At 35.7% G+C, this 12965-nt stretch carries 12 protein-coding genes; 11 read left to right on the top strand and 1 reads right to left on the bottom strand.

All coding sequences use genetic code 11. The features are described 5' to 3' along the window. Position 1: 1 nt before the first annotated feature. The 9 genes from rbfA (at position 2) to D7D81_RS13515 (ending at position 10083) form a co-directional block, all read left to right on the top strand. Positions 2-370 (top strand): 30S ribosome-binding factor RbfA, encoded by a 369-nt coding sequence (gene rbfA, locus D7D81_RS13555; RefSeq protein WP_125990615.1) that lies wholly within the window; start codon positions 2-4, stop codon positions 368-370. Beyond that, a complete protein-coding gene (locus D7D81_RS13550; protein ID WP_125990614.1) occupies positions 363-1352 on the top strand; it encodes a DHH family phosphoesterase in 990 nt (329 codons plus the stop codon). Before rbfA ends, D7D81_RS13550 begins: the two co-directional genes overlap by 8 nt. Then, positions 1345-2247, top strand: coding sequence for a tRNA pseudouridine(55) synthase TruB (gene truB, locus D7D81_RS13545; protein ID WP_125990613.1), 903 nt, complete (start codon positions 1345-1347; stop codon positions 2245-2247). Before D7D81_RS13550 ends, truB begins: the two co-directional genes overlap by 8 nt. Before the next feature lie 36 nt (positions 2248-2283). After that, complete coding sequence (locus D7D81_RS13540; protein WP_125990612.1) at positions 2284-3210, top strand: bifunctional riboflavin kinase/FAD synthetase; 927 nt, start codon at positions 2284-2286, stop codon at positions 3208-3210. A gap of 109 nt (positions 3211-3319) precedes the next feature. Continuing rightward, positions 3320-3586: a 30S ribosomal protein S15 gene (gene rpsO, locus D7D81_RS13535; RefSeq protein WP_125990611.1), complete on the top strand. Its 267-nt coding sequence runs from the start codon at positions 3320-3322 to the stop codon at positions 3584-3586. 123 nt (positions 3587-3709) lie between these two features. Next, a complete protein-coding gene (pnp, locus tag D7D81_RS13530; protein ID WP_125990610.1) occupies positions 3710-5809 on the top strand; it encodes a polyribonucleotide nucleotidyltransferase in 2100 nt (699 codons plus the stop codon). A gap of 62 nt (positions 5810-5871) precedes the next feature. Then, positions 5872-6705 (top strand): deoxyribonuclease IV, encoded by an 834-nt coding sequence (locus D7D81_RS13525; RefSeq protein ID WP_125990609.1) that lies wholly within the window; start codon positions 5872-5874, stop codon positions 6703-6705. A 13-nt stretch (positions 6706-6718) separates the two neighbouring features. Continuing rightward, positions 6719-9166, top strand: a complete 2448-nt coding sequence (locus D7D81_RS13520) for a helicase C-terminal domain-containing protein (protein WP_125990608.1) — start codon at positions 6719-6721, stop codon at positions 9164-9166. Continuing rightward, positions 9163-10083, top strand: coding sequence for a cell wall hydrolase (locus tag D7D81_RS13515; protein ID WP_125990607.1), 921 nt, complete (start codon positions 9163-9165; stop codon positions 10081-10083). Before D7D81_RS13520 ends, D7D81_RS13515 begins: the two co-directional genes overlap by 4 nt. A 2-nt stretch (positions 10084-10085) precedes the next feature. On the opposite strand, the gene D7D81_RS13510 is transcribed toward D7D81_RS13515, so the two are convergent. Further along, the gene (locus D7D81_RS13510; protein ID WP_125990606.1) at positions 10086-11261 is read right to left on the bottom strand and encodes an N-acetylmuramoyl-L-alanine amidase; all 1176 of its coding nucleotides are present in this window, start codon (positions 11259-11261) and stop codon (positions 10086-10088) included. Positions 11262-11398: 137 nt separating this feature from the next. On the opposite strand from D7D81_RS13510, the gene D7D81_RS13505 reads away from it, so the two are divergent. Both D7D81_RS13505 and D7D81_RS13500 read left to right on the top strand, forming a co-directional pair. Beyond that, on the top strand, positions 11399-12184 hold the full coding sequence (locus D7D81_RS13505) for a polysaccharide deacetylase family protein (RefSeq protein ID WP_125990605.1): 786 nt from the start codon (positions 11399-11401) through the stop codon (positions 12182-12184). A gap of 5 nt (positions 12185-12189) precedes the next feature. Beyond that, positions 12190-12873 carry a polysaccharide deacetylase family protein gene (locus D7D81_RS13500; RefSeq protein ID WP_125990604.1) on the top strand — a complete coding sequence of 228 codons (684 nt, stop codon included), beginning with the start codon at positions 12190-12192 and terminating at the stop codon, positions 12871-12873. The last annotated feature ends 92 nt before the right edge of the window (positions 12874-12965 follow it).

Raw genomic sequence — 12965 nt, 5'->3', positions numbered from 1 at the left:
AATGGGTAAGCAGAGGGCCCAACGCTTAGCTGAACTTTTGAAAAAAGAGATTAGTGATATAATTTTAAAAGAGGTTAAAGACCCACGAATTGGGTTTGTATCACTTACAGATGTAGAAGTTTCAGGCGATTTGCGGCACGCTAATGTTTATGTAAGTGTTTATGGTGAAGAAAAAGAGAGAAAGGAAACAATGCAGGGACTTAAAAAAGCAAACAGTTATATTCGAAAACTTTTAGGGGAAAGGATTAAAATCTATCATACACCTGAACTTTTGTTTAAATATGATAACTCTATTGAACATGGTGCCTATATTTCTCAGTTAATTGATCAAGTAAATAAAGAGGGTAGGGAAGAAAGTAATAATGATTAAGGATGAAAAAAAAAGTAAACTCAATGAGATTGCAGCCCTGATAGGAGAAAATAATAATTTCATTATCATGGGACATATTGACCCTGATGGTGATTGTCTGGGCTCAAGTTTTGCCTTGAAGTGGCTGCTGGATAAATTAAATAAAAATGCCCTTGTACTGTTGGAAGAAGAATTGGATAAGCGCTATGATTTTCTGCAGATAAGTGAAGATGATTATGAGCTATTATCAGGATTTTCACCTAATTTTAATGAAAACAAAGTCATAGTTATTGCTCTTGATGCTGGTGATCTAGACAGGTTGGGAGATAGGCAGAGAATTGCCAGGGAAAGGTTTATAGTAAATATTGACCATCATGAAGATAATCCTGAATATGGTGACTTAAATTATGTTAATCCTGATCTGGCTGCAACTGGTGAAATAATATATCAATTGAGTAGACAATTAAAATCCCCTTTAGATTTGAAAATTGCCAGGGCACTGTCAACTGCAATAATTGCTGATACCGGTTCCTTTAAATATCAAAATACCAGGGCAGAGGTGTTTGAGATAATGTCTTCTTTAATGGACTATGGTGTTGATATATATGAGATTAACCGTGCTATTTTTGCCAGTTATTCCTATCAATCATTAAAATTACGGGGTAAGGCTCTAGCCAGTCTAAACCTATCCAAAGATAAAAAGGTAGCCTGGCTAAAACTTGATTTAGCTTCCATTGAAGATTTGGGTGCGGAAATAAGTGATAGCTCCGGTCTGGTTAATTATGCTCGTGATGTTAAAGGTGTTGAGGTTGGAATATCCTTTGTTGAGATAGCCAGCGATAAAACCAAGGTAGGATTTAGATCTAATAACTACTGTCCTGTCAATGAGGTGGCTGCTTTATTTGGTGGTGGCGGCCATCCCAGGGCAGCAGGGTGTTTAATAGAAAAGGATATTGAGCAGACGATTACTATGGTTCTTGATAAGGTGACTGAATATGTCTAAGCTTAATGGAATTATTAATGTGCTGAAACCCCCGGGAATAACCTCATTTCAAGTAGTCTCCCGGGTTAAAAAATTTTTGAATGTTAAAAAGGCTGGTCATACAGGTACTCTTGACCCGGCAGCAGCTGGTGTGCTGCCAGTCTGCCTGGGGAAGGCTACCAAAATTATTCCTTTTATCCCTGAAGATGAAAAGGTTTATACTGCAGAAATTACCCTGGGGACTAGTACTGATACCCTTGATGCTGAGGGAAAGATAATTGACATTAATGATCGGTGGAAGTTACTTGATGAAACACAGTTAAGTGAAGTCCTGGGCTGTTTTTTAGGAAAAATAAAACAGGTACCCCCAATGTATTCTGCTGTACATCATCAGGGAAAAAGGCTCTATGAACTGGCCCGCCAGGGAAAAAAGGTTGACAGGGAAGCAAGGGATGTAGTAATTAAAGATATTAATTTAATTGAGGTCAGACTGCCAGTCATAAGAATGAGGGTTAGATGTTCGCGGGGAACATATATTCGTTCACTGGCCCGTGATATTGGAGAATCATTAAATACAGGTGCACATTTATCATTTTTAATCAGGGAGAGCTCAGGACCATTTGTCATCAAAGAAGCTAACACTCTCCAGGATATTAAAAATAAGGCGACTTCCTTAATATTACCCCTTGATTATCCGCTGCATTACCCTGCTCTGATTTTATGTGATAGTTCTGTAAAAAAGGCCTGTAATGGAGCCTGGTTATCAGAAAAGGATTTTTCTGGATTTGATGAAGATATTTCTGCAGATCAGAGGGTGCTTATCTATGATCAAGAGGGTAATTTTATTTCTGTTAATAAGGTTATCAGTATAGGGGATAAGGTATTTAACTGTAAACCACTCCGGGTTTTTGTGTGAAAATAATAAGAGACTATAAAATATGGGTGATTTAATATGGAAGTGATAAAAAGCCAGAGCTTTAAGGATATGAAGATAGGGCCTTTAATTATTGCTTTAGGTACCTTTGATGGAATTCACCTGGGGCATCAAAAAGTAATAAAACTGGCTGAAAAGATTTCAAAAGAAGAAAATATCCCTAGTGCGGTCTATACCTTTTTTCCCCACCCATTAAAGGTAATCAAACCAGCTATAGCACCAGACTATCTTCTTTCTGAATCGCAAAAAATCGAATTAATAAGTAAGTTGGGTATTGATTATTATCTTCAGCAGGAATTCACTTCGGCTTTTTCACAATTGGATTACAGGAGATTTGTTGAAGAGTATCTAATAAAAGGCTTACAGGTTAAACATATAGTTGTTGGTGAAGATTTTAAATTGGGTTCCAGGGGTATGGGCTCGATAGAAAAATTAAGGGAACTTGCCAGGGAATTCAAATTTTCTATAACTGGGATAAAAAATGTTGAAGAACATGGTAATAGGGTTTCAAGCACCCTGATTAGAAAACTCATTTCATTGGGGAAGGTTAAAAAAGTCCCAGAATATCTGGGGAGGTATTATAGACTTAAAGGTCAGGTGATTCATGGTTTTAGTCGCGGGAAGAAAATTGTCGGTTATCCAACTGCTAATTTAAAGACGGCTGTTAATTATGTCCTTCCACCTAGAGGGGTCTATGCCTGTTATGTTTATTATCGGGCTGAGAAATATAAGGGGATAGTTAACTTCGGTGTAAACCCGACCTTTTCTAATGACAGATATTCTATTGAGGTTCATATTTATAATTTTAATAAAAATATATATGGGGAAGACCTCTGTATTGAGCTTGTTGATTTTATCAGAGGAGAAATGACTTTTGCGAGTATTAAGGAACTGAGTGCACAGATTAAAGAAGATATTCTTTACACTGCTAGGCTTTTATGTTAAAATAAATATTGGTTATTAATATTTTATAATTACTATGGGCTAGGTTTTACGTTCCTCCAGCGTCATTCTTGGCTGATAGTGCAGGAAATTTTTAAGGAGGTGACAGGTAATGCTAAGTAAAGAAGAAAAACAGGACATTATTAAAAAATACCAATTAGATAGTGAGGATACTGGTTCACCTGAGGTTCAAATAGCTCTGTTGACTGTACGTATTAAGCAGCTGACAGAACATTTAAAAGAACACAAGAGTGATTTTCATTCCAGGAGAGGGCTCTTAAAGATGGTTGGTAAAAGGAAAAGGTTGCTTGGCTATTTAAAGAAAAAGGATATTGAACGATACCGTAATCTTATCAGCAGTTTAGGTATCAGGGGATAGTCCTATTGAATCCAAGAGCGGTCCAGGCCGCTCTTTAATTCATTGGATATAAAATTTGTTCAAATTACATAGTTGATGATTTTTTAGAAATTAGGATATAATAAAATAAAAGGAGGTTTGTATATGTTTCAGGAGTGGAAAACAGAATTGCATGGTAAAACACTCAGCTTTGAGACTGGTAAATTAGCTAAACAGGCTAATGGTTCTGTAGTAGTCAGGTATGGTGATACTGTTGTACTGGTTACAGCAACTATGTCTGAACCAAGAGAAGGGATTAATTTTTTTCCTTTGATGATAAATTATGAAGAAAGGGTTTATGCTATTGGTAAGATACCTGGTAGTATTACCAGGAGAGAGGGTAGGCCCAGGGATGTAGCTACCCTGGCAGCTAGATTGATAGATCGTCCTTTAAGGCCTTTGTTTCCTAAAGGATTTAGACATGATGTACAGGTTGTAGCAACTGTTTTATCAGTAGATAATGATTGTGAACCAGATATTACTGCTATGAATGGTGCTTCTGCTGCTTTAATGCTTTCAGATATACCATTTTCTGAACCACTGGCAGGTGTTAAGGTAGGCTTGGTTGATGGTGAATTAATTATTAACCCTGATGAAGAAGAAAGGGCTAATAGTGACCTTGATTTAACTGTTGCTGGTACAGAAGAAGCAGTAATGATGGTAGAGGCTGGTGCAAATGAAGTATCTGAAGGTACTATGTTAGAAGCGATTGAACTTGCACATGAGGAAATAAAACGTCTGGTTGCTTTACAAAATAAAATGGCTGCTGAAGCTGGTAAGACTAAAATGGAAGTTGAAGTTCCTGAACTTGATACTGAGCTGGATAAAGAGGTAAGGGATTTTGTAGCAGATGATTTGAATGAGGCTATGCGGACTTTTGAAAAATTGAGTAGGAATGAAAAGGTTGATGAGATAAAAGATAAGGCTGTAGAATATTTTAAAGACAAATTTAGTGGTGAAGAAGATGAGACTGATAAGATAAAACAGGTTCAGCAGATACTGGACAAGTTGACCAAAGAAATAATAAGAAAGATGATAACCGAAGAAAAATTGCGACCTGATGGAAGAAATCCTGAGGAAATAAGACCTATCTGGTGTGAGGTAGGTGTATTACCCCGGGCACATGGTACAGGTGTTTTCACTAGGGGTCAGACTCAGGCCATGAGTGTTGTTACCCTTGGGGCAGCGTCTGATGAGCAAATTCTTTTTGGGCTTGGAGAGGAAGAGACAAAGAGGTATATGCATCATTATAATTTCCCTCCTTTTAGTGTTGGTGAAACAAGTCCTTTACGTTCACCAGGCAGGCGTGAGATTGGCCATGGTGCCTTAGGTGAAAGAGCATTATCTTACGTTCTGCCAGAACAGTCTAAATTTCCTTACACCATTAGGGTTGTATCAGAGGTCCTTGAATCAAATGGTTCAACTTCACAGGCGAGTATCTGTGGTAGTACACTGGCCTTAATGGATGCTGGTGTTCCCATTAGAAAACCAGTAGCCGGTATTGCCATGGGGTTAATGAAGGAAGAGGATAATGTTACTATCTTATCTGATATTCAGGGACTGGAAGATTTTAATGGAGATATGGATTTTAAAGTTGCTGGTACTGAAGATGGTATTACAGCACTGCAGATGGATATAAAAATACATGGTATTTCAAAAAAAATACTGGAAACAGCTTTGGAGCAGGCAAGAAAAGGTAGACTGCATATTCTAGGTGAGATGTTAAAAGTTATTGATAAACCGAGAGAAGAGCTTTCACCATATGCTCCCTTGATGAGTACCTTAAAAATTGATCCAGAAAAGATTCGTTTTGTTATTGGTCCTGGTGGTAAGATGATTAATAAAATAATTGAAGAGACAGGTGTGAAGATTGATATCGATGATGATGGTACAGTCTTTATTATGTCTGATGATCAGGAGAGTGGTGCCAGGGCAGAAAAAATGATTGATGACCTGACAAAGGATGTTGCTGTTGGGGAACTCTATGAGGGTACAGTTAAAAAGATTATGAATTTTGGTGCTTTTGTTGAGTTTTTACCTGGTCAGGAAGGGCTGGTCCATATTTCTCAGATAGCTGATTATCATGTAAATAAGGTCGAAGATGAGCTTGAAGTTGGGGATAAGATACCTGTTAAGGTTACTAAGATAGATAATCAGGGTCGGATTAATTTATCCCGTAAGGATGCCTTAAAAGAACTAGACTAGACTTTAACATAAACTAGCTTGCTAGTTTATGTTTTTTCCTGTCTATTAAAGGATTGGTGTTAATGAAATTAGGTAAACATGTATCAATTGCAGGTGGTCTTGATCAAGCCCCTGAACGGGCTGTAAAAATAGGGTGTAACTGTTTACAGATATTTGTTAAAAATCCTAGGGGATGGAGGGCAAGGAAGATAGGGGATGTAGAATTAACTTCCTTAAGGAGTAAAATCAGGGATCTTCAGATAGAATCAATGGTAGTACACGCAACTTATCTGGTTAATCTTGCTTCCCCTAAAGCAGAATTATGGGAAAAATCAGTAAATGGATTAATAAAAGACTATCAGAGGGCAGGAATGATTGAGGCAGATTATCTGGTGTTTCACCCTGGTAGTCATACTGGTAAAGGTCTTAAATGGGGTATTGAAAGAATTGCTGCTGCCCTTAACCGGGTTTTAAATAAAGTAAGTAATGATACTATCTTATTACTGGAAAATGTTGCTGGGGCAGGTACTGCTATTGGGTCGAATTTTAGAGAATTACATGATATAATAAGATTAGTAGATCAAAAAGATAGACTCGGCCTCTGTCTCGATACTTGTCATGCTTTTGCTGCTGGTTATGATATCAGCGAGATGAATGGTTTAAACAGGCTTCTTAATGATATTGAGGAACACCTGGGATTAGATTTACTTACTGTACTACATATTAATGATTCCAGGCATCCTTTGGGTACAAATAGGGATGAACATGCCCATATTGGGGAAGGATATATTGGTCTAAAAGGATTTAGTAATATTATTAATCATAAGCTATTGAGGGATAGGGTTTTTATCCTGGAGACACCTTCATTCAAAGGTGAAGATTTAGATGTTAAGACCTTACTATCTTTAAGAAATTAATTGGGAGGAAATTGTGGAGATAGAAAAATATTTTGAATCTAGTATAATTGATGCTATTAGAAGGGATATTAACCTTGCTTCCCAGCAGGAGATTTTTCTGGTAGGTTTTATCAATGAAGAAAATAGAATCATTGATTATCATCTTTTAGCCAGAGGAAATGAGGGTATGGTACCGGCCATTGTCAATGATTTAAAGCCTGGTAATATTATAATTCATAACCACCCCTCAGGTGATCTCCGGCCTTCTGCTGCAGATATCAGACTTGCCTCAGTAATGGGTAATAAGGGTATAGGTTTTGCTATTATAAATAATAATTTATCGGAAATTTATGTTGTTGTTGAACCCAAACAGCCCCATGTTGAGGAGTCTTTAGATGGAAACGAGATTATTTCCCTGTTTGAAGATGATAATAAACTGGCTGAACATTTACATGGCTATGAGTATCGTCAACAACAGATTGATGTAGTACGAGAGGTAGTTGATTCCTTTAATAAGCACCATAATATTTTGATAGAAGCTGGTACTGGAACCGGTAAATCTTTTGCCTATCTAATTCCTGCCCTGTACTGGTCATATCAAAATAAAATTACCGTAGTTGTATCTACAAATACAATTAATCTACAGGAACAATTGATAGATAAAGACCTGGTATTATTACAAAAGGTGCTCCCGTTTTCCTTTAAAGCTGTTTTGGTAAAAGGACGTAGTAATTATGTTTGTAAGAGAAAACTGCACCGTATAGAGAAAAATGCTAAAGATTATTTAGCTGATTTACCAGAAAAAGAAATAGAGTTTATTAAAATCCTGAACTGGATAGATCAAACCGTGACAGGTTCCAGATCAGAGCTTAATTTTGTAACCAGGACTGATATTTGGGATGAAATAGCCTCTGAAAGTGACCTTTGCCTCAGGACAAACTGCCCCTTTTTTGATAATTGTTTTTTTATGAAAGCAAGGAAAGAGGTGTTTAGTGCCGATTTATTGGTAGCAAATCACCACCTTTTATTATCAGACATCTTACTTAAAAATGAAATAGGGGAAGATAGTCATGGAATCCTTCCCAAGTATAGAAATTTAATTATTGATGAGGCTCATAATTTTGCCGATGTAGCTACATTACATTTAGGACGTCCATTTTATAATAAGGTTTTTAAGAAATTATTGGACAGGTTTTTTAATAATAAGCATTCACTTTTACCACGCTTAAGGAGTAAGATTGCAGCCCTAAAGGTAGATAAGAAAAAAGAAATATTAGAGTTAATTGACTATAAGTTGATAACAAATATTCAGGATTTAAAGGATATGTCTGCTACTTATGAAAGGGATTTAAATAATATCTTTACTGAAGACTCAATGGGTAGTATTAAAATAAGTGTTAAAATTAAAAATGAAGAATTATGGCAGGAATTTGTGTCTTCTGCAGAAAAATTACTGGGAAATATAAATAAACTTATTTTCCATACGAGGGATTTGTATGAAGAAATACTGAGTTTACAGGGATTACAGGATGATTTTGAAGACTTGCTTATTGAACTGGAATCTTATCTATTGAGGTGTCAGCATTATGCTGATAATCTGGCTTTTAATATAAAGGCCGAGGATGATGAATTTGTTTTCTGGTTAGAGAGAAGAAACAAGGATTTTATTAATCAGGAAAATGCCCCTCTTAACATTACTGAACAATTAAATGAAATGCTCTGGAATTCTCTTGATAATGCAGTATTAACTTCAGCAACACTAAGTGTTGGTAATTCCTTTGCCTTTTGTCAGGAAACTCTGGGCCTAAAAAAAACAAGGAATTTAATAGTTAGTTCACCATTTAATTATGAAGAACAGGCAGAATTAATCATACCTGAAGATATTCCAGCAGCTAATTCAGAAAATTTTCTAAGTAATATAGTAAATGAACTGGGCAATATATTACTTTCTTTTGCCGGCAGAACACTGGTTCTGTTTACTTCATATAAAATGCTTAATTATTGTTTGCATAAACTGGAGAAATCTCTGAATGCCAATAATATTAGTATTTTAGCCCAGGGTAAATATGCCAGAAATTACATTATCAATAGATTTAAAAATCTGGATAGACAGATTATTTTTGGTACTGTAAGTTTCTGGGAGGGTGTTGATATAAAGGGTGATAATTTGCAGTATTTAATCATTATGAAATTACCTTTCCCTGTTCCTGATGAACCGATAGCTTCAGCTAGAATGGAATGTTTACGAAATGAAGGGAAAAATCCCTTTTTTCATTATAGTCTTCCCCGGGCAGTGATCCGTTTTAAACAGGGCTTTGGAAGACTTATCAGATCGAAAAAGGATAAAGGATTAGTAATCTCAATGGACAATCGCATACTAACTAAATCATATGGAAAAGTATTTCAAAATTCTTTACCTGAAGGTTGTCAAGTTAACAGGGTTAAATTAAAATCAATAGCTCAAAGGGGGATACCGGAGTGAAGCTAGTTTTATTAATATTTACTTTATTACTAATAGCAACTTATATAAGTATACCTGTTCAGGCAAGTCCAGAATTTAAATTAATTTACGTTGTACAAGAAGGTGATACCCTAAGTGAGATTGCAGATAATTACGGTATTTCTCAGAATGATTTAAGGGAATATAATGATATAAAAGGTACTGATATGATAAGACTTGGCCAGGAACTAATTATTCCCTTTAAAACAGAAGAAAAGGATTCCCGTGAATGGGAAATGACTTTATTTAGTGATAGAAAAAAAAGTACACTTGATTCTGTCAGCTTTGAGCTTGGACAAGTCTATTCCATAAGGGTAAACCCTGGTCAAAGTCTACCGGAAGTTAACATTCCTGCCAGCAAATTAATTCAGTATCATATTGGAGTGGGTGATACCCTCTACGATCTGGCCAGGGATTTTAATACATCTATCAATATTATAATGGCCTTAAACAAACTGGAAACCAGTGTTATTCGGGTAGGGTCTACTATTAAATTACCTATTAATAATCTTACCCCCCGACAGGTTCTTCAAAAGATAGTAAAAGATAGTGATATTGAATTGTTGGCCCGGGCTATTCACGGTGAGGCAAGGGGCGAACCATTTATTGGTCAGGTAGCTGTTGGTGCTGTGATTATAAATAGGGTCATCAGTTCATATTTTCCCAATACCTTTAAACAGGTTATTTATCAAAAAAACCAGTTTTCAGCAGTTGCTGATGGTCAGATCACTTTAAGGCCAAATAGTACTGCTTATCGAGCCGCTCGGGAGGCTCTTAGGGGAACAGACCCAACTATGGGGGCGATGTATTACTATAATCCCAAAACTGCTAAACACCAGTGGTGGTTTGAAAGAAGACGCATGATGGTTACCATAGGAGATCATGTGTTTACAAAATAGGATTATTTCATAACTGTGTCCTTTAAAAAAATATGACCACCGATACTATCACCCTTTTTTCCATTGATCAGGATATTTAAGCCCTTAATACCTGGAATGGAGAACAGGGTTTTTTTTACTGCTTTTAGTGAATATAATTCTACTGTTGCACCACCTGAAAAGCTGGTTTTTGTTTCTTTGGAAAAATCAATAGTAGCAATACCATCGTTTATTTTAACGTCATCTATTTTTGTTTTAGCTGGTAAAGGAGATATTAAATTATCTGGTGGGTCTAAAAGTTGATTAATAGCAGAAATAATCATTATTTCTTTAAAGGATAAATTACTATATTCCTGTTTGAAAAAATTGTTTGTTGGAAAGGATAGTTTTCTTTTGACCAGTAAAATACCAGTTGGGCTATCGGTAAGGTAATATAATTGATAGCTAGGGTGCTCATCATTACTTTCTAGAGAAACATTAGTTCTTAATGTTTTCTCCTGTCTTTTACCTGATAATTTGGACTGAAAGAAGTTTATAATACCATTTTTAAGGGCAATAGCTAGCTGTTTTTGATAGACTGGATCTGTTAATCTTTCCCTATCTGTGGGATTAGACAAAAACCCAGTTTCGATTAAAACGGCAGGACATTGGGCTTTTTTTAAGACATAAAAATCACCGTTTTTAATAGAGCGTTGGTTTGCTTGGCGTAACTTAATTAATTCCTGCTGTATTTCTTCGGCCAGTTTCCTACTTTCTCCTGACCCTGGTTTATAAAAAACCTGGCTCCCTGATGGTTGGCTGGAGGGGAAATTGTTGGCGTGAATACTAATAAATAAATCTGCTTTATTTTTATTAGCAATTTCTGGTCTGTGTCTTATATCTTTCTGCCTACTATTCATATATAGTTTATCTTTTTTTCTGGTCAAAATCGGAATAATATTTACCTTTTCTAATTCCTCTGCTACCAGGAGGGCAACTCTTAGATTTATATCCTTTTCATAAATTTCCCCATAACTTGTGCCGGTATCAATACTACCATGGCCGGGATCGACAACCACTTTAAATATCATCTCACTCTGTTTAGAAAGCACGGGATTATTGATACACTGACTATTATATATAATAACAACTGTAATTATAATTGAAATAATTATAATTAAAGGGATAACCCCTCTTCTAAGTTTAATTGATAGATACATGGTCTAAAGCCCCCATTTTCTTATAAACTCTTATATATTTATATTGATTAATTCAGGTAAGTATGTTTTAAATTGAATAAAGTTTAGCTGTAACGCATAAATTTTAGCAAGAGAAAAAGAAAAGGGGTGACAGCTGTATGAGCAGGATATTTATTCCCAGCAAAAAGAATATCATAATAATTTCGACAGTAATCTTTATTCTTTTCTTTGCCGGGGGTTTTTTATTGGGTAATAAGTATGGTGAAGTAATACCAGTGATAAATCAGAAATCAGTCCCAATTTATAAAGTAGACCGTCATGACCAAAAAATTTCAATAACCCTTGATGGTACCTGGGGGGCAGAACATACAGAAGAAATATTAAAAATTTTTAAGGAAAATGATGTTAAAATCACTTTCTTTTTTGCTGGTTACTGGTTGAAAAAATACCCTGATCTGGTAAAAAAAATTGCTGCTGATGGTCATGAAATAGGTAACCATACCTTTACACATCCCCATTGTAATTCCCTTTCACGTGAAAAATTAAGCAAGGAGTTAGAAGATACTAGTAACTTAATTAAGAGTCTAATAGGGAGTAGTTCTCCTTATTTCCGTCCACCATATGGTGAATATAATAATCAGGTAATTAGGACGGCTAATGAACTAGGGTATCAAGTAATACAGTGGAGTATTGATTCCCTTGACTGGAAAGAACCAGGGGTTGATTATATTGTTGATAGGGTTATAAATAATGTGGAATCAGGAGATATCATTTTAATGCATAATAATGCCCCAGATACACCTGCTGCCTTAAAAATTTTATTACCAAAATTAAAGGAAATGGGTTATAGTGTTGTTCCATTATCTGCTATGGTCTATAAAAATGGTTATTATATTGAATCTCATTCAGGTTTACAATGTAAGCAAACAGGTAGGGGTGATTAGTAATTATGTTTAAAAAATATATCATTGTAATCTGTTTGTTTCTTGGCATTATAAGTGGGATGGCAAGTAATGACTTAAGTATGCCGGTATTAAGTAATCAGGAAACACCGTATTATCACGGAAGGAGAGGTAAAGACCAGATATCACTTACTATTAATGTGGATTGGGGGAAGGAATACCTGCCTGGAATGATCCGCATCTTACATGATGAAAATGTTAAAGCAACCTTTTTTGTAACAGGAACCTGGGCTGAAAAAAACGCTGATCTACTGGCTGAGATGTCTAGACTGGGACATGAAATAGGGAATCATGGTTTTAGCCATCTTCATCCTAAAAACCTTTCTGACAGTCAGTTAATAGAACTGATTAAAAAAAATGAGGATTTGATTTTTCGTATTACCGGAGAAAAAACCACTTTATTTGCTCCACCATATGGTGAAGTTGATCAGAGAATTTCAGAAGTTGCAAGTTCTATAGGGTATAAGACGATTATGTGGTCTGCTGATACCGTTGACTGGCAGAGACCTTCTGCTGAGATTGTTTACCAGAGGGCAGTAAACAAGATTGATGATGGAGGGATAATATTAATGCATCCTACTGAACCAAGTCTATATGCCTTAGGTGATATCATAAAAACCCTTAGAGGACGTGGCTATAAATTTGTGACAGTATCAGAATTAGTGAAATAATAAAAAAGTTTAATATATACGTATAATCTGATAAAATATAAGTGTATGTTCGAAAAGATATAAATAGGGGATTATATATCCCTGAACGAAGT

Origin of the sequence: Halocella sp. SP3-1, assembly GCF_003953885.1 — a bacterium.
In the GTDB taxonomy this organism is placed as follows: domain Bacteria; phylum Bacillota; class Halanaerobiia; order Halanaerobiales; family DTU029; genus Iocasia; species Iocasia fonsfrigidae.
The sequence above is the reverse complement of the archived record's forward strand: the minus strand, read 5'-3'. Positions and strand labels throughout refer to the sequence as shown.